The sequence below is a fragment of the Mycoavidus cysteinexigens genome (genome assembly GCF_003966915.1).
Lineage (GTDB): Bacteria > Pseudomonadota > Gammaproteobacteria > Burkholderiales > Burkholderiaceae > Mycoavidus > Mycoavidus cysteinexigens.
The window spans coordinates 772,671-793,478 of sequence record NZ_AP018150.1 but is presented as its reverse complement, the minus strand read 5'-3'; the positions used below and the strand labels follow the sequence as shown (position 1 = coordinate 793,478).

At 47.8% G+C, this 20,808-nt stretch carries 4 protein-coding genes and 1 pseudogene; all 5 read right to left on the bottom strand.

Features of this window, described 5'->3' with window-relative positions:
- Positions 1-300: a primosomal replication protein N gene (priB, locus tag MCB1EB_RS03455; RefSeq protein ID WP_026920939.1), complete on the bottom strand. Its 300-nt coding sequence runs from the start codon at positions 298-300 to the stop codon at positions 1-3.
- Positions 301-332: 32 nt separating this feature from the next.
- Positions 333-731, bottom strand: a complete 399-nt coding sequence (rpsF, locus tag MCB1EB_RS03450; RefSeq protein ID WP_026920940.1) for a 30S ribosomal protein S6 — start codon at positions 729-731, stop codon at positions 333-335.
- A 333-nt stretch (positions 732-1,064) separates the two neighbouring features.
- Positions 1,065-1,184, bottom strand: a pseudogene (locus MCB1EB_RS12305) (IS481 family transposase); the annotation flags it as partial.
- A gap of 10,557 nt (positions 1,185-11,741) precedes the next feature.
- A complete protein-coding gene (locus MCB1EB_RS03430; RefSeq protein WP_126353859.1) occupies positions 11,742-15,674 on the bottom strand; it encodes a hypothetical protein in 3,933 nt (1,310 codons plus the stop codon).
- A gap of 346 nt (positions 15,675-16,020) precedes the next feature.
- Positions 16,021-20,256 carry a WD40 domain-containing protein gene (locus tag MCB1EB_RS03425; protein WP_052393769.1) on the bottom strand — a complete coding sequence of 1,412 codons (4,236 nt, stop codon included), beginning with the start codon at positions 20,254-20,256 and terminating at the stop codon, positions 16,021-16,023.
- Positions 20,257-20,808: the final 552 nt, after the last annotated feature.

The following is a 20,808-nucleotide window of genomic DNA, read 5'->3' as shown; positions in this document are numbered from 1 at the left end:
TTAAATCCTCTGAATATCCTGCAATTCTGTAATATGAAATATTAATGTGCGAGCCTGACGACGGCGTGGCGCTAAAAAGCCCGTGAAACGAAACGCTTGCCCCAGTGCGCAAGCAGCCAGCGTACCGCTTAACTCGCCTACGCCAACGGCCGATAATGTTAAATCGACCAGGCGTGGAACCCCGGCTTCACTTACGCGCGAACCATGCTGCAACAGGCAATTTACAATGGGTATGCCTGCCGGCGTATAGCGGACTGCCTCACGCTCAATCACAGACGCCTCAAGCACGAGCTGGTTCACCACCGATTCCTGGCTTTACCGTCGACGCGCCCTTATGCTGCGGCTTCTGGCTCAGCCTCTGCCGGCTGCGCCTGGGCGGGAGCATGGCTTGCTTTCTTCGCCTCTTCACGTTGCACTTCTTTCATCATCGGCGAAGGGGCGGTTTCGGCTTTCTTCATTTTGATGGTCAAATGGCGCAGCACAGCGTCGTTGAATTTGAACGCATGTTCCAATTCAGCCAAGGTTTCGCCATCGCATTCGATATTCATGCAAATGTAATGCGCCTTAGCGAGCTTGTTGATCATGTAAGCCAGCTGACGCCGTCCCCAATCTTCAAGCCGGTGGATCTGCCCACCGCGCGCGGTAATGGTGGCTTTGTAGCGCTCGATCATGGCAGGCACTTGCTCGCTTTGATCGGGATGTACAATAAAAATGACTTCGTAATGTCGCATGGACACGCTTCCTTATGGCTAATAGCCGCCCAGATCAATACTGGTGCGACAAGGTAAAACCCTATATTCTAAAGGGAAATTGTCAGTTGAGCAAATTCTGTGTCTAGTCTTCCGGAACACCTTATTTTAAAACCGAGCGGATAAGACCTGGGGCAGAAAATCTTGATAGAGGGAGTAGACAATTATTATCTGAGGACATTCCAAAACAGGGTAAGAAAACGAGCCTCACAATAGAAGCATTGGCTGCGGCTGATATGGCTCCACTCGGTTTGTACCTGCTCAGTATGGTAGTCCACCGGAGTATAGGTTTACTAGCCAGGCCGGCTATTCGCTTTTTCCACCATCACGTAATGTCGGACGGGAGACACCACAACGTCGACATACCACGCCCGCATCTCCCAGCTCTTCGTATAGTTTGATCCATTTAAGGCGACAGCGTATTTGTGCGTTCATTCAACTATTTTAATTGAAATGATGCCTGTAAACCACTCAGCTTAAACGCTCAATGGTAACGCATTGCCTACCGCCCCACGTTGTTTCAAAAGGCGTCTATTCATCTCACTTAAACCTTGCACACCTTCAATCAGCGTATCCGCTACCGTTAGCACTTCAGATCTTGTACTACTCCAGCACAGTCTCGCTGTATAGCCTTCTGGCTCTTTTTTGATTTCCCACTGGCACATTGATCCTTTTCCACTGCTCACTAAATACTGGTATCCATTCAGTCCCGTCCAGGCAACACTATACACGGGCTTCCTAAACGCCTGAATCACGCTGAGACACTCACCCGAAGCAGCCTCCCATAGCCGCACCGTCTGGTCAGAGCTGCCCGAGGCGATCTGCGCGCCGCTTGGCGAATACACCACGCTATTAACAGACCAGGCATGGCCTTCTAAAATGTGCCCCGCCGCGCCGCTGTGCGCGTCCCACAGACGAACCGTCTTGTCATCACTGCCCGAGGCGATCTGCGCGCCGCTCGGCGAATACACCACGCTATTAACAGAGTCGGTATGTCCTTCTAAGGCGTGCCCCGCCGCGCCGCTGTGCGCGTCCCACAGACGAACCGTCTTGTCCATACTGCCCGAGGCGATCTGCGCGCCGCTCGACGCATACACCACACTAGTAACCCAAGAGGCATGTCCTTCTAAGATGTGCCCCGCCGCGCCGCTATGCGCGTCCCACAGACGCACCGTCCTGTCAAAACTGCCCGAGGCAATCTGCGCGCCGTTCGGCGAATACACCACGCTATTAACAGACCAGGCATGGCCTTCTAAAATGTGCCCCGCCGCGCCGCTGTGCGCGTCCCACAGACGAACCGTCTTGTCATCACTGCCCGAGGCGATCTGCGCGCCGCTCGGCGAATACACCACGCTATGAACCCAAGAGGTATGTCCTTCTAAGGTGCGTATCGCTGCGCCACTGTGCGTGTCCCACAGCCGTACCGTCTTGTCAAAACTGCCCGAGGCAATCTGCGCACCGCTCGGCGAATACACCACGTTATTAACAGACCAGGTATGGCCTTCTAAGGTGTTTCCCACCGTGCCGCTGTGCGCGTCCCACAGCCGCACCGTATTGTCAAAACTGCCCGAGGCGATCTGCGCGCCATTCGGTGAATACACCACGCTAATAACAGTGTCGGTATGGCCTTCTAAAGTGTGCACCGCCTTACGGCTGTGCACGTCCCACAGCCGCACCGTATTGTCCCAACTGCCGGAGGCGATCTGCGCGCCGCTCGGCGAATACACCACGCTCAAAACAATGTCGGTATGTTCTTCTAAGATGTGCACCGCCGCGCCGCTGTGTGCGTCCCACAGCCGCACCGTCTTGTCCATACTGCCCGAGGCGATCTGCGCGCCGCTCGGCGAATACACCACGCTCAAAACAGTGCCGGTATGGCCTTCTAAGGTGCGCCCCGCCGCGCCGCTATGCGCATCCCACAGCCGCACCGTATTGTCACCACTGCCCGAGGCGATCTGTGCGCCGCTCGGCGAATACACCACGCTATTAACAGAGTCGGTATGTCCTTCTAAGATGTGCCCCGCCGCGCCGCTGTGCGCGTCCCACAGCCGAACCGTCTTGTCATTACTGCCCGAGGCGATCTGTGCGCCGCTCGGCGAATACACCACGCTATTAACCCAAGAGGTATGACCTTCTAAGATGTGCCCCGCCGCGCCACTGTGCGCGTCCCACAGCCGCACCGTATAACCACCATTGGAGGCGATCTGCGCGCCGCTCGGCGAATACACCACGCTCCAAACAGTGTCGGCATAGCCTTCTAAGGTGCGGATTTTTGCCCAGCTTGAGGTGTCATAGAGGCTGATTATGCCGTTTCCAAGACCCATCGCACAGGTTTTCCCATCCGGTGAATACGCGCAAGAATAGACTTTGCTCTCTTCTTGCACATACGCCCCTTCACCAAACTGCACCCCGGCCATCTGCGCACCGCTTAAATTTGCCTCGCGCAGCCAGCTCTTGCGAAGACTGACCTTTCTTAAATCCGCTCTTTGTAACTGGGCCAAATCAAATACGCCCCCACTCAGATCCGCCCCGGGTATCTGGATTGTGTTTAAATCGGCTCCATTAAATTGAACCCCCGCTTTGACCAACACGGTGATTGCATTTGCTGCTGCTTTACGGATAGCTTCTTTATCCACTTGGCGCGCCGTATCCTCATCATTCGCTTTCGAGCGCTCGATTAATGCATGCAATTGCTTTTTAAACAACGGTTCTTTCCGCGCGCGTTCAACCAGAAACCCTAGAATCGCCGGTTCATTCACAAAACTCTTCCGCGCTAAAAGGGTATCGAGTAAATCCTTTTCCTCTAAAACCGCTCTTACATCCAATGAATAGTCACTTTCAAAACTCAGCCGTCGCGCTCGATTTGGCGACCCGTCTATAGAACGTTTCTCCTCTGTCACGCTCGTGTCGCTTTGCCCCGGCTCAAACACTGAGCGCGCCACAAAATATTCCAACAGCGATTTATGGATAAACTGATATTGATTTTTGTTACGATTTAACGGCCACGCTTCTCGCAGTAACCTCTTTTCGTCTTCTGGCCCAAAAAACTCCTGTTTCCACGTCTTCTGATCTTCAAAGCGAACATATTTCACAATCGGGTTGCCCCGTTGCCGTTCATAAATCTGGACCGCTAATTCCTTGACAAACGCAATGCCATTCGTTGTAAAGCCCTCATCAATCAATTCTTCAAAGACTTTCTTTTCTTGAGCTTCAAGCGTTTTCTCTGTTAAAAAGCGCTGCTTTCCACGCTCGAACCATTGCTCCACAAACTCGTCATATAACGCCAATCGGGTCAGGCGCGTCTTCGTTAATTCCTGTCTCTGATTGGTTAGACGAGGTAGCACGTCCAGCGTAATTTTCAACAGAAAAGGATTGGTCACCAATTCTTCCAAATGGGGAATACTTTGGAGGACTGCTTGATAATCCTCTGCTGCCCACTCTAGTGGATTCACTTTCGCATATGCTTCTGTATACCGCTTAATCTTTTGATCTGAAAACGGCGCGACGACCAGTGCTTGCAACTGTGTCGCGTCTTCAGGTTGAAAGCGCGCCCGATCATCCTCACCAAAATATTCCGAGCGACAACCAATAATCACTTGGCCTTGCCATCCCCTTTCTTGATTGATCTCATTTGTACGATATAAATTCCCAGATTGTTGACTTTCATCATAACTATCTAAAATAAAGACAAATTCGTGCGACTGCTTTAATTCCCGAATCTGCTTCTGGCTGAAGCCTTTCAGATGCAGATGTTTTTCCACCAATTCGTGGGTTGGATTGTCAATTTCCGGTAGGGCGATCAATAAAGGGATGCGTTTTTGTTTGGGATCGTTTAAATAGGAATGCCATAAACTCGCTTCCAGAGCGCGGTTAAAAGTCGACTTGCCGGCGCCGGAATCCCCTAACAGTAATAAAATTTTCTTCTTAGGATTGCGGAGAAATTCGTTGACTTTTTCCGTGAGATCGAATGTCACTGTATCATGCAATGTTGCTTTACCTAGCGGCTCAACATACAGTCGTTCGTCCTTTTTCCATTCATTGACACGCGCTCTTCTCAGTTGCTGCACATCATCTTCAACTTTGGGCTTATTCTGAGCGCGGCCCAATAGAGTCGGAGAAGTCGGGGCCAATGCCGGCTTATAAAGAGGCTCAAGGCCTTTCGCCGCATCTTTTTGACATGATATATAGAGCTTTCGTTTCCGGGGGTCGTTGATTTTGGCTAAATGTTCTAATAGGTCTTTCGCCTCTTTCGCAACATTAGACGCTATCGCCAATTCTTTGATAATTTGAATGACCCGCTTTTTAGCCGAAACAGATTTGCCCCACACCGCGTCGTTTTCATACAGATCGCCTAAAAAGCGCAGAGCACTTTGTTGCGTCTCTTCATCTAACGCTGGGTTCGCCGCTAATTGGCCTAAACGCTCACTTAAGCCCCATTGGAACGCTTTATGTTGACGGCAGGTGGCTTGTCGCACAAACGTTTCAAAGTCAATCAATTTGCGCTGTTGCAGCAGCACATCTGCGCCTTCTAAGGCTTTATACCACTTACCTTTTCTCTCAAACGTTAAGCCTTCTTGCAGACAACTCACAAAATCTTGCCCGCTTTCAGCAAGTGAACTCACCGTCTCATAAATTTCGTGCGCGGTGTCCCATACCCCACCTATGCCGCCCACTCCATCCGATATATCGCCCAAACTGTCGACAATTTTATTCAGATCAAAACCTTTTACGGCGCTGATTAAGCCCGAGACACCTTTGAGCAGGCTGCTCCCGCGACGCACCGCGCCTTGCCACGGCGTTTCATTATCCGGCACATAGGCTAAGGCCTGGCACGCGTAAGCCGCTTGATACATCAGGTAGGGATTGTCGCCACCTTGTAAATCTTTGAGGTAGCCTAATAACGGCTCGCGCAGGTTCTCGCGGTCTACATCTTGTACATAATCGGCCATCGCATCCAAAATAGAGGATAACGCAACCATTAAGCGATACACATGGTCCTCACTTTGACCATGGGTTTTTTGTAGGCGCTCGCTAATGACCTTTACAATTTTAACTAAATCATCGGTATCCAAATACTCGGGCCCAGCGTTACGGATCATCTGCGCTAAACCGTCGAGTAAATCAGCTTCTAACAACGTACTGCGCTCAATACCGTTGACCAACCTTTTGAGTAACGCATTAAACAATTCTTTAGTCAGCCCCGGTGCCAACACCACCACTTCAGCGACGGACATTTCTTTCAATTCATCTTTGACAAACACCCGGATCACATCAGTCGCCAGGTTCTGGAGCCGTTTGGCTTCCGACGGGTCTATCTGAGCTAACCACGTTTGCGCCTGCTCAGAGAATTCAATGTCTGGATTGGATTGCGACGATAATAAAATCAGGCCATTCGCGAGCTGCTCAAGGTTCTTGGGAGGCTTATTGGCCACTGGCAACGCACCTTCCAGCACCGGTGCGGACACATTCTTTTTGAAAAAAGGGGCAAAAAAGCGCTCCGATCCCCTCCCCTCCAAGCCCAAATCGGCAGAAGCCATGACATAGGGAAGAACAGACGCTGAAACAAACGCTTTAGATAGGGAGGGCGAATTCGATTCGCCAATGCTTAAGCGACTGAAGAGAGCACTATGGTCGGATGCTGACGAAGGCAAAGGATTGACCCGGCCTGGCGCTTGGGCATGTCCCCATTTTTCTGCTTTTTTATAGCTGTCCTGGGCTTTATCGAACTGCTCCAATTGGTCTAATATTTGACCGCGATCAAAGTAGGCTTGGGCTATTTTGTTTCGTAGGGTCTGATCCGACTGAGTCTGGGGGGCTTGGGCCTTTCTTACAGCTCTTTTCATCTGGGATAATGAGGCTTCCGCATCGTCGCATAACACCAAAGCAATATTCAGATCTGCGGTCTTGCGGGCTGTCTCTAAATAAGAGTTAGCAAGGTCCAGTGTTTGCTCTGGTGAAAGCGCGCTCCGTGATGATGAAAAGATGCTGCCCAACATAGATGCCCCCGGTTATTAATGTGTATGACGCAGAGCAGAATGGACACCGGACGATGTACGAATCCCCGGAGTCAGCCGTGCTCGCGCGCACACGGAGTATATCGATACTTGCTAGAGATCAGTGAGTTTTATTAACCACTCTTTACTTCAATTTTTCTTCTGTAGTAATTAGCAGCAAGCACTAAGACGATTTTGTAGGGGCTAGGAGACCGCCGCACGGTGCGGATGCGTTCGACAGTGGCGATGCTTCAACCAGGAGACGATAGCATTTTGATGCTTTTTTCGGATCTTTCTGAAAACCCCACTCATGTCGGGTAGCAGCAGTACATTACTGCACCACCGACCGGGTGACCGGGGGCAGTCACCCGCTCCCGGTTCCCTGGTGTTGACTCCATTTTAAAACTGAGCGGATAAGACCCTTCCGACTCACGCTAAATCCAACAATACAACTCCATCATTCGCTCCCCGTTGCTTCAACAACGCTCGATTCATCTCGCTTAAGCCTTCTGCGCCTTCTATTAACGTATTCCCCACGTTCAGTGCCTCATGCCCTGAACTCCAGCACAGTTTCACCTTATAGCCTTCGGTGTCCTTTGCGAGCTCCCACTGACGCACCGAGTTGTCAGAACCGCCACTCACTAAATAGTGCCGGTTGCCCGTGGCTTTCCAGGCCACACTCTTGACAGCGCTCCTAAACGCTTGAATCACGCTGAGACACTCACCCGAAACGATGTCCCACAGACATACCGTATTGTCACCACTGGAGGCGAGCTGCGCACCGCTCGGCGAATACACTACACTATAAACAACGGAGGTAGATTCTTCTAAGGTGTGCACAAGGACTCCGCTGTGCGCGTCCCACAGACGTACCGTCTTGTCAGAGCTGCCCGACGCGATCTGCGTTCCGCTCGGCGAATACACCACGCTATTAACAAAGGAGGTATGTCCTTCTAAGGTGTGCACAAGGACGCCTCTTTCCGCGTCCCACAACCGCACCGTCTTGTCAGAGCTGCCCGACGCGATCTGCGTTCCGCTCGGCGAATACACCACGCTAGTAACAGCTTTAGTATGTCCTTCTAAGGTGTGCACAAGAGTGCCTCTTTCCGCATCCCACAGACGCACCGTAGTGTCCCAACTGCCCGAAGCGATCTGCGTTCCGCTCGGCGAATACATCACGCTATTAACATCACCTTCAAATCCTTCTAAGGTGTGCCCAAGGGTTCCGCTTTGCGCGTCCCACAGACGTACCGTCTTGTCATAACTCCCCGAGGCGAGCTGCAAACCGCTCGGCGAATACACCACGCTATTAACAAAGGAGGTATGACCTTCTAAGGTGTGCCCAAAGGCTCCGCTTTCCGCGTCCCACAGCCGCACCGTAGTGTCCCAACTGCCCGAGACGATCTGCGTTCCGCTCGGCGAATACACCACGCTTCTAACCCAGTCGGTATGTCTCTCTAAAGTGTGCCCAAGGACTCCGCTTTCCGTGTCCCACAACCGCACCGTCTTGTCAGAACTCCCCGAGGCGAGCTGCAAACTACTCGGCGAGTACACCACGCTATTAACAGGGTCGATATGTCCCTCTAAGGTGTGCACAAGGGCTCCGCTGTGCGCGTCCCACAGACGGACCGTCCTGTCATCACCGCCCGAGGCAATCTGCAAACCACTCGGCGAATAAACCGCGCTAATAACACCATTTGTATGTCCTTCTAAGACGTGCACAAGGGCGCCGCTTTCCGCGTCCCACAGACGGACCGTATTGTCCTCACTGCCCGAGGCAAGCTGCGTTCCGCTCGGCGAATAGACCACGCTATTAACAGCTTCTGTATGTCCTTCTAAGGTGTGCACAAGGGCACCGCTTTCCGTGTCCCACAGACGGACCGTATTGTCCTCACTGCCCGAGGCAAGCTGCGTTCCGCTCGGCGAATAGACCACGCTATTAACAGCTTCTGTATGCCCTTCTAAGGTGTGCACAAGGGCGCCGCTTTCCGCGTCCCACAGACGGACCGTCCTGTCATCACCGCCCAAGGCAATCTGCAAACCACTCGGCGAATACACCACGCTAATAACACCATTTGTATGTCCTTCTAAGACGTTCACAAGGGCGCCGCTTTCCGCGTCCCACAGACGGACCGTATTGTCCTCACTGCCCGATGCGATCTGTGTTCCGCTCGGCGAATACGCCACGCTATTAACATAGGAGGTATGTCCTTCTAAGGTGTGCATTTTTTCCCAATCCGAGGTCATATACACACTGATCTTACCGTTACCAAGTCCTACCGCGCAGCTTTTTCCATCCGGCGAATAGGCACAGGAAGTAACCCAGCCCTCTTCTTCAAGATACGGCCATTCGCCAAACTGTATCCCTGCCATCTGCGCGCCACTTAAATTCGCTTCCCGCAGCCAGCTCTGGCGAAGTTTCACCCCGCTTAAATTTGCCCCTTGCAACTGTGCTGAATCAAATACCCCGCCTCTCAGATCTGCTCCAGGTATCTGAATACCCTGTAAATCCATCCCATTAAACTGGATCCCTGCTCCTACCAAAATAGTTATCGCATTTGCCGCGCCTTGACTCACCGACTCTGTCTGCGCGGATGCCTTGATCCATCCCAGAAGTGGCTTCACTAGCCCTTGATCCTGCCCAACTCGCTCCACTAAAAACCGCTGAATTGCTGCATCCTCGATCAGATTGAGACGGTTCAATAATCCCTCTGGATCCACTTGTTCCGAATCCGTCAGCTCTTCCCATAAGCGCTGCACATTTTTCATCCCATTCAACGCCACACCTCTCATGGATGCATCAAATCCAACCCCGCTCTCCAGCTCTTCCCATACCGCTCGCACCACTAAATAATCCTGGATCGATTTATGAATAAATCGGTATTGTTGCTGCTGGCGAGTCAACAAAGCGCTAAAACGTAGTAGCTTTTTTCCTTCATCCTGATTGCTCAGAAAAGCTTCATACCGCTTATCCTGCGGTATCCCGCGGCGAGCGACCGCTGAATATTCTGCTACCGTGGTTTTAGCCTCTGACATGGCTAACGCAAAGTCGGTATTAAATACCTGACTATGTCCGATAAATCCGTCTTCTTTTAAACCATAAAAAGCGTTTTTCTGCGCCTCCGTCAATTTAGACTGAATCGCATCTAAACGCGCCAAAGAACGCTCAAACCACGTCCGCACAAACTGCTCATAGAGTTTGATTCGGGTTAAAGCCACTTGACCGGGCCGAGCCTCGTCTAACGTTGGCAACACGCTTAAGGCCATTTTGAGCAAAAAGGGGGTGCCCAATAGTTCTTTCACATTTGGAATACATGCTAATCTGTCCTGATAGGCTTGAGCGCTCCACTGAGCTTGAGTATGCTTAACATACTGATGAATATAGGTCTCGATCGACTGTTCCGAGAACGGCGCGAGCTGATACTCCAGCAGCACACGTGAACGACCTCGCGGTTGCAAGTGGTTTTTATAGCCTTCCGTTAAATACTCAGGCCGACAACTCAGCAGGATTTTTGCTTGCCATTGATCCAGTTTTTCATCCGCATATAAATTCCTCTGTTCCGCAGGTATTTCATCATAGCCATCTAAGATTAAAATAAAGTGCTGGCTTGCTCGCAACGCCTCGATCTGCTCTGGCGAGAAACCGCATTTATCCGATAAATATTGGCCAATGAGATTCTTGTTGGGCCTATCTATAGTCGGCAAAGAGATATACAGTGGGATCGGTCGCTCTCCCGAAGCGGCACTAAAATCTCGCCATAAGCGACGCGCCAAATGTCGGTTAAAGGTCGATTTGCCTGAACCTGCTTCACCGCGCAGCAACAGCACTTGGGTTTTCTGGCCAGAATCATTGCTTTGCGCTAGATAGGTCGTCACCGCTTCGTCTAAATCAAAAAAGGTCTTTTTATCCGTAACAGTCGTCGCGTGCGGAGCGACATACATCGCCAGCCCATCCTGAATCTCTCCTGGCTCTTCCCACGCAGTGAAATATTCTGCCTCGATATTCTGACCTAAGATGGCCAGCGGTTCTTTCTTCGAGCGCAGTTCTAGGGCTTGCTGCTCTTTAAAACGATCCAGATAGGCGGTTTTTAATTCTCCAACAGCAGTATGCATTTCCTTGATTTGAGGCAGTAGCTCTCTATTCTCTGAATAGTAATGCACATTGACTGTATTATTTTTGCCATGGACTGGAGCATTAATCGTACCTTGGCAGTTTTGTACAACAAGCTTTCCTTCGGGATTATTTGCTTGAATAGACAAGAGGTCGGGGTGGAGCGAAAAATTGGGCCGATACGCCGCAGACGCTGAATTGTTTGCTGGGGCCGAAGGATGTTGTCTTGAGGGGGACTCTGACTCGTTCTCTCTGGCTAAAAAAGCGGCGTATTCAGCGCTTATCTGAGCGAGCGCCATTTCTCTTGCATGGCCAGGATTTTTTGCGAGTTCCGCTGTCGCTAGTTTTAGAGCAGCGTTATAGGATTTTTCAGCATTGACCCGGTCGCCTGCGGCGATATGCGCCTGGGCCACCGCTACATAGTTTTGGGGCGTTATTACTGGGGCTGGCGGAGTCGCTCTCAAACTTTGCCCCCAACCTGATATGTTCAAAATGCTTTCTCCTGTCCATTCATATTTTTTATATTTCAAAAAGTGGTTTCTAAGACAAGCGGGCTGGTGCGCGTAGCGCATTGTCCACAAATCCACTGCCTTACGCTATGATCTTCCGTATATCTCGATTTCTTCTCCGCACAATCTCCTGGTCAACTGCAAAATTGAGCCGCTTTTTCTACTTTTAAAATCTATTAAAAATGGGGGGATTACCGATGCCGGCCTAGAAAAAGAACGCGGACCAAATAGCGTCATGCTTTTGTTATTCTTACCTGATTTGGCACCCCCTCCGTAAACTGGAACACGAATTTCCACCCCTTGCCTGAGAATGCGGAGCAAACGCAGAAAAAGCAGCCGCTAAATCCTGAGAGGGCTGCAGTTGGCTTGCTGCCAATAACTACAGATCTAAGGCTTCAGGGTTGAAATGCACGACGCTCGTGTTATCTGAGCCTCCCATCAGTATATTGCCCACCCAACCTGTTATTTGCACGCTCGTTTCTTCATTTTCCTCTGGCGGTAATTGCGTGCGCTGCCTCATTTCAAGCTCAAACAGCTGTGGCAAGATGCTGTGCTTCATCTCTGCAAGCTGCTCAGAAATTTGCCGAACCCTCTCATTAGAGACAAAAAATACCGTCGCTATATCATCTAAACCAAAATACTTGTTCCCAACCGATGCCGCTTGCCCGTGCATTGCTTTATACATCGCAAGCGCGCCCTTTATTTCCCCGGTTTCTTCTAGACTCTTTAGATACTGCTCTTTCTGCTCTTTCAGATCCGTCGGCAAAGTGGTTAATGATGCAAGGTCAGGTAACGGTTCTTGTGCCTGTTGCTGCTCTAAAATGCTTAGTATTTGCTGCATTTTCTGCTCCAACACGCTTTGCGTTTGCTGCATCTGCTTTTCTAATATATCTTGCATTTTCTGCTCTAGACCAGGCAGATACTCTAACATCTGGCTAATTCCTTCTAACTTAACTGGCACCTGTTTCTGACGAGCATTCTCTCGAACTTCATCTAACAATTGCGTCCCAAGCGGTTCCCGCCAGAGCGGAAACCAAGCCGGTATGTAATCTTGCCCTCCTACTGGCTGAGGTTGGTCTAAGCGCTGCAAAGTCACCTGCGCCATCTGCGTAACACGCTCGTGCCCGCCCCACTGCTGGTCTTGTGCGAGACTTTCTAAAAATTGTTTAGCCTCTTTTTGCACTTCGCCCTCGCTCGTGCGTGCCACCCGCTCTAACCGTTGGCATAAACCTTGTAAGAATTTTTCATTGTGACTATAGCGAGGAGTACGTGCCAGCTTCTCCAGTGCCACAAATTGATTTTCTTCCAGCAATAAATCTGCAAAGCGCAGTGCCGCATACCATCCTTGCGGACGATTGAGTTGTTGCAATCCTGAACTGACTGATTCATATTCCTTCTGCAAAGCCTCGACGGTAATTTTAGCTGCATCGCCCAGTTGAGCCAGTGTCATCGCAATCTCGCGCACGCCAATAAAGGCTTCTTCAAACCGGCTCAGTGAGCTTTCCAATTTTTCAACGTCCAGATTCTTAATTGCAGACGCGATATTTAGAACTCCCGTTCCTATATTAAAAGTGTGGCGTAGTATGCATTCCCATACCGCCTCATTGTTTGGAATATGGACTAATGCCTGGCGCGCATAGCGCGCTTGCCAAGCAAGCTCCGGTTCAGAATGGCCGATTAACCCATCTAGCGTGGCATAAAGTGGTGCCTGGACTCCTTCCCTATCAATTCCACTCACGCCTAAATACGTCATCGCATCAAGCAGTTGCGAGGCCATACACAGCAAGGTTTGACATTCAAGCAGATTATTTTCTTTATGAACTTTATCCAATCGCTCGCGGAACAATTTGAGCACATCCACCAAATCACCAGAATGGACTTGATTTAATAAGTCTGTTGGGCGGTCCCGAATAATCACCACCAGTCCTTGTGCAACCGATACATCCAGCAAAATCGATTGATTTGCAGAGAGCGCATTCACCGTTTGGCTGAGTAACTGCTGGTATAGCTCTGGATCAGCAATCGCGGCAAACGGGACAATTTCTCGGATTAAATCAAAGTAACCTTTGGTTTGGGTCCGGGAAAATGCCTCTAATATATCGCGGGCGAGCTGTTTAAACTGCTTTTCTTGCGCTTCAGAAAGATAGCCCTCTTGTAAACACCAGGCTAAGTGTCGGGTATCGATCAGCTGAGCGAGTTCGGTAACAGGAGGATAGACTTGACCGTGTGAAGGCTTAGGTGAGTTCTGAACTTGCTTAAAAAAGCTCGTAATGGAATGAGGCTGGGATGAAAACCGTTGCTTGATCGCTTCATTGACTCTTAAGGCTGCGCGCCAAGAACTTGGTGTCTCCGGCAACTTTAACTCAGCTATTTTTTCCCTCGCTTCAGTCTCACGTGCATTGTAAGGCTCGATAGTTGCTTTTTTATAACTCGCATGGGCTCGCTTGAATAAAGTGTGTGCGCATGCAAGATCTTCTCTCATAGAGAGCCGACCGCGCTCTTGATGAAGATCTCCTCGCTCCAGGTAGACGGTCGCAATCGCGGCTTCAATTGCTTGATTAGTTGGGGCTGCTTTCTTCAATTCACTCTTGGCTAAATTGAACTGATTAAGCGCGAGATCAAACTCTTGCTTATCCCGATGCTCACGAGCGGCTTTTAGATAATGTTCGCCTCTTTGCAAAGCAACCGTAGACTCGACCTTCCCCCAGAAAGGGGGGACTACAGACATCTGTTCATGACCACCCTTTCGTACTTCATCTAACAATTGAGTGCCTAATGGCTCTTGCCAGAAACAAGACCAGACAGGAAGGTAACATTGACTGCCCACCGGCAAGGGCTTCTCTAAGCGCAGTAAAGCAGCCTGCGCTATTTGTATAATGTGCTTGTGTCCACCCCAGTGAGCCTTGTCTTGCAGGAGGTTTTCTAAGAATTGCTTCGCACCTTTTTGCACTTCAGTATCCGGGTGCATGCGAGCAATTTGTTCCAAACGTTGACATAAACCTAATAAGAAAGCTGCATTGTGCGTATATATGCTATGACGGGCAAATAGCTCAAATTGCACAAATTGACCTTCTTCTAAACATATATCCAAGAATTGCAACGCAGCGTACCACTGCTGTTGCCTAGTTTTTGTCACCCCCCCTGGAGTAGCCAAGTTAATTTTTGCCCCACCTGGATCGAAGCCTTTCATGTCAATGGATAGTTCAGCTAACCGATTGGCAGTCTCTTCTGAACCAGAAAATACCTCACTAAAATAATCAAAAGTTTCTAATGTTTCGTTCAAATCTGACCTGAGTAGCACGTTAGCTACAGTAGGAGCTCCTAGGATTACACTCGGTCCCTGACTCCATAGCTCGCGCCACCGATTATCATCTTTCGGAATATGAGCTAAAGCTTGGCGAGCATAATAAGCTTGAAACTGTAGTTCCGGAACATGAGTTAGATCAGATAGAATTTTATCGAGTGGTTTCTGCACTTGAGCATATAGGATGCCAGTAATCGCAGCTTTAGCTATCTCATCTAGAATCTGAGAAGTAGCTTGCAATAGTAGTTGAATTTTTTCTACGTTGCTTTTTGAATGTTCGCATTCTAAATTTTTTATCAAAACTTTCAGTACTTTAACTAAATGCCCTGAAGTGCTTTTGAGTGAGGATTCGGGTAGATTATGAACTAGGATGGCAAGGCTTTGAAGTGCAGGTAAATATAATACGCTTTCTTGGTCAGCTAGTACTTTATATATCTCATCTAACAAAAATCGACATTGCGCTGGATCCTGCGTACTAGCTAATGGAATAATTTCACGCCATAAAGATAAATCTTTATCTTTATGGCGTGAGAATTTTTGCAATACACTATATGCCAGATCATTTAACTCTTGTTTTACAGATGATTTTAATTGGACTGAACGAAGACATAGCGCTAATTGGTGAATATCTTTAATATCACGTGGATTTTCCACCGGCTCATAATTACCAGCCAATTGTGGATTACATTTGAAGAAAAATTTGCTTACTCGACTCAATGCTTCATGCGCAATATGTGAATCAAATGTGTGAGCAATTTCATAACTTGCGTTTGCTTCTTCAATATAACCTAGATCTCGTAATCGGTCACCATGCGTCAAATAGAATTGGGCCAAATTTTGGTTGATAGCTGGGGTTCTTTCTGCAGGAAGAATTTTGTTGAAGGTTTCTTGTGCTTCGACGAACAGACGCTTGGCTTCATCAAAATTCTCATTTTGCTGTTGCTGATAAGCCAGATCTAAACACTCTTTACCCTTTTGGAGGTAATAATTCGAATCTTGACTAAACACAGTACTTTTAATACTGAAAACCCCAGATATTTTATCCATAATTATGTATATAAGGCCATGCCGGCGGACCAATGCACTTCATAGCTATATAGCTCATGTAGTTTGGAATTAAATCTCTCAGATTTAATTTTTCTTGTTTGAACAGCCGGTCGCAGACCTGCCTCCTGTTTAAATTAAGTAAAAATACGATAATAGCCGATATTTTCATGGCATCTTTACTCGGTAAATATAAATTATAAATTTACTTCACTTTAATTTATAAAAAATAAAATTTTGAGCATCTTGATTGATACCATCAGGCATAATTTAAAATTATAAAAATCATCTATATTAATTAACATGCTTGTTAAAAATTATTAATAAATTCCAATTCTTTCGATTTTCTAAGATTTTTTCGTGAGGTTTTTTGTCTTTGCTCAAGCAAACGAGCATTCATCGGATCTAAACCCTGAGACTCTCCAAATACGCCTGCTACCATCAATTCGTTTTGAGAAGAGGCCCAATATAATCCGACGTCTGAGGTATTTTCTTTGCTTATTTGCCAAATATGAACGGCGCTGCCTCTACTACCTGCTACCATTCCGAGGTTATTTTCAGAAGATTCTTGCCAGACAATAAAGCCAGCTAGTCCAACAAAACCCGCATGGGTTGTCGAGCATTTACCCTCATCTATTGACCACACTTTCACAGTTCCATCCCAACTACCAGAGAGGAGGTTAGAACCATGTTTAGAAAAATTTAGGCTACTTATTCCATCACCGTGCTCTGCAAAAGTACTATTTTCTTTCTCTTCATTTATTTCCCAAAGCCTCACAGTTTTATCATCACTGCCCGATGCCACCAGTTTGCCATTGGGTGAAAATTGGACTGCCTTCACATCCTCACTATGTTTGTGAAATGTATATTTCTCTATCCAGTCTTCCACATTCTGGCTTTCGACGCTCCATATTTTCACCGCTCCACTTCTATTACCAAAAGCTAGAAACTTGCCGTCCAAGGAAAAGTTCATGCTTTTGATTACGCTATCCTCTTCGAAAGAATAAAGTGCGTTTTTGTTTTCTACATCCCATATTTTTACTATTCCATCTTCACTTCCCGAAACCAGGAACGCAGAATTTGGAGAAAAACTCACACCCAGCACGGCACTCTCATGCCCCTCAAGCTTTCCTGATAACTCTTTTGAATCTACATCCCATAACATCACCGTTTTATCTTTACTTCCAGAAGCTAATTTTTTGCTTTCTAACGAGAAGGCCAGGCTTAGTACTTCATCGTCATGTCCTTTAAATGTATGGAAAGCTGATCCCTGCCCATCTTTCACGTTCCAAAGCCTCACAATTCCGTCTTCGCTTCCCGAACTCAAGTATTCACCGTCTGAAGAGAGATTGGCACTGCTTACCCAACTACCCTGCCTTGTAAGCACATGCGGCATTTCCCCGTGTTGCACTTTCCAGAACCTCACTGTACCGTCATAACTTCCTGAGGCTAAAACCTCACTCTGTGACGAGGAAGTTTGTTCATCTGTCGAAAAGTTCACACTACTCACCCAGCTACTGTGTCCTTCAAAAGTATGCAATATGCTTCCATTTTCTATACTCCACAGCTTTACTGTTTTATCTGCACTTCCCGATGCTAAAATCTTATCGTCTTTTGAAAAATCTATACTTGTTATCCGACCATTATGTCCTTCAAAAGTATAAAACTCATTTCCGTCTTTAACCTTCCATAATTTAACTTTTTTGTCGCTGCCTCCTGATGCCAGAAAATCATTATTTCGCGAGAATTTTACGCAATTTACTCCCCAATCGTCGTGCCCTTTAAGGTTATATAAAATTGACACCTCCTCCTCTTCCAATTTCCATATTTTCACCACTCCATCGGACCTCCCCGATGCAAGTAACTCGTTATTTTGGGAAAAGCTCACGCTGTTCACCCGACCCATAAATTTTTCAAGCTTATATAATATTTTGGGTTCTTTCAAATCCCACAAATTCACCTGTCCATCTTTACCTCCAGAAGCTAAATATTTATTGTTTTTTGAAAAATTAATACTTAGCACTCCGTCCTCATGGCCGACAAGCTCCTCTTTCTGCCCTCCAGGCTCTTCATCCCAATGCCAAAGTATCACCTTATTATCTTCACTCCCCAAGGCTAAAACCTGACTATCTGATGAAAAATCTATGCTCCGGAATTTGCCAACACATGCTTTCTTTATCTCTAAAGTTTGCGTTTGATATAAATGAACTTTATTAGAAGTACTGACGGCCAACCAGTCTTTATTGCAAGAATAACGGCAATCGTATACCCCTTCATCCATCTCCAAACTTGGTAGTTCGCCAAAGTCAACTTTTTCCAGATTTGCTTCTGCTAAATTTGCTCCACGCAGCCATGCATTTCGGAATTTCACCTCACTGAGATTTGCTCCTTTAAAACATGTTTGGTCAAATATCCCGTAACTTAAATCTGCTCCACGCACATTAACTTTACTTAAATTCAATTTGCTTAAATATATCTCTGCTCTGACCAAGATCGTGATCGCATTCGCCGCCGCCATACTCGTGCCATCTTGGCTCGTTGATGCTTTGATCCACGCCAATAGCGGTTTCACCAACGCTCTGTTTTGTTGCACTCGCTCGGCTAAAAAAAGCTGGACGGCTAAATCCTCCACGACATTCAATCGGTTTAATAACGCGTTTAAATCGACTTGAATAGAAGGATCAAGTACTTCCCATAACGCGCGCATATCCTCTCTTCCGTTTAACTGCTCAGAACGGTTCGATAACTCGAATCCAGTGAATTCTTCTAGCTCTTCCCATACCGCACGCGCCACTAAATAGTCCTGTATCGATTTATGAATAAAGCGATATTGCTGCTGCTGACGAATCAGCAAAGCACTAAACCGCAGTAAATTCTTTTCTTCATCCTTATTACTCAGAAATTGCTCATACCGTTTATCCTGCGGCATTACTCTGCGAGCGATCGCTGAATATTCCACCACCGTTGTTTTAGCCTCAGCCATCGCCAGTGCAAAGTCAGTATTAAATACCTGGCTATGCCCTATAAATTCGTCTTCTAAACTGCAAAAGGCTTTCTGCTGCGCACCCGTTAATTTAGGCTGAATCGCCTTTAAACGAGCGAGAGAACGCTCAAACCACGTTTGCACAAACTGCTCATAGAGTTTGATTCGGGTTAAAGCCACTTGACCGGGCCGAGCCTCGTCTAACGTTGGCAACACACTTAAGGCCATTTTGAGCAAAAAGGGCGTGCCCAATAACTCTTTCACATTTGGAATACGTGCTAATCTGTCTTGATAAGCTTGAGCGCTCCACTGAGCTTGAGTATGCTTAACATACTGATGAATATAGGTCTCGATCGACTGTTCCGAGAACGGCGCGAGCTGATACTCCAGCAGCACACGGGAACGACCTCGCGGTTGCAAGTGGTTTTTATAGCCTTCCATTAAATACTCGGGCCGACAACTCAGTAAGATTTTCGCTTGCCATTGGTCAAGTTTTTCATCCGCATATAAATTCCTCTGTTCCGCAGGTATTTCGTCATAGCCATCTAAGATTAAAATAAAGCGCTGGCTTACTCGCAATGCGTTGATCTGTTCTGGCGAAAAACCGCATTTATCCGATAAGTACTGGCCAATGAGATTTTTGTTGGGCCTGTCTATTGTCGGTAAAGAGATGTATAAGGGGATCGGTTGCTCGCCCGAAGCCGCACTATAGTCCTGCCATAAGCGGCGCGCTAAGTGGCGATTAAAAGTCGATTTACCTGAGCCCGCTTCACCGCGCAGCAACAGCACTTGGGTTTTCTGGCTAGAATCATTGGCTTGCGCTAGATAGGTCGTCACCGCTTCGTTTAAATCAAAAAAGGACTTTTTATCTGTGAGGGACGTCGCCTGTGGGGCGACATACATCGCCAGCCCATCCTGAATTTCTCCGGGTTCTTCCCACACGGTGAAATATTCCGCCTCAATATTCTGGCCTAGGACGGCCAGAGGTTCTTTCTTCGAGCGTAGCTCTAAGGCTTGCTGCTCTTTAAAACGATCTAGATAAGCGGTTTTCAATTCCCCAACGGATGTATGCATTTCCTTGATTTGAGGCAGAAGCTCTCTGCTCTCTGAGTAGTAATGCACGTTGACCGTGTTATTCGTGCCCTGGACTGGAGCATTAATCGTACCCTGACAATTTTGTACGACAATCTTTCCTTCGAGATTATCCGCTTGAATAGAAAAGGGCAGAGAGTCGGACGAAAAACTAGGCCGATGCGCTGCCGAGGCCGAATGGTTTGCGGGGACCGAAGGGAGTTGTCTTGAGGAGGCATCGGACGCGTTCTCTCCGGCTAAAAAAGCAGCGTATTCAGCGCTTATATTGGCAAGCGCCATTTCTCTTGCATGGCCAGGATTTTTTGCGAGTTCCGCTGTCGCGAGCTGTATCGCGGCATTATAGGATGCTTCAGCATTGACCCGGTCGCCTGCGGCGATATGCGCCTGGGCCACCGCTGCATAGTGTTGGGGCGTGATGACCGGTGCTGGCCAAGTTGCTCTCACACTTTGCCCCCAGCCTGATATGTTCAAAATGTTGTCTCCTGTCCATTCCAATTTTTTTCTTTAAAAAGCGGTTTTTAGGGCGCTTCTCTAGAATACGAAAAGAGACTCTTTTCGGCTCGCCTAATATAGAGATCGCCACTTTCCCTTTCTCATCCTGTCACGTTGCACAGCGTCTTAGCCCTCTACCCTTTTCTAAGGCCTGGCTTCAATCAACGCTGATGGCTAGTTCAGCGCGATTCTATCAGAGCATTTTGAGCGGATCTTAAGAGAGAGTGACCTCCCACAGCCACAGCCGATTTCAGGTCCATGGCTCAGAAAAATTTCTCTTCTTTCCTCTTCCCTCTTAAGAAACAAATTATAAGCCATTGATTTATAAATTTTTTTTTAAATATTTTGTATAACAGGCGTAAGCTGAAAGCTCAATTTTTGGGCGCGCGCTCAAGAAACAAATTTAAATATTTGATAAATAATGATTATTTTTCGTTTATTTTGGAATCGTAAAAATAAATTGAGGCTATTTTATTTCTTCAACACACCTTGCGGCCGATAAGCTGATTATTAACGTCAGCATCTGTAATA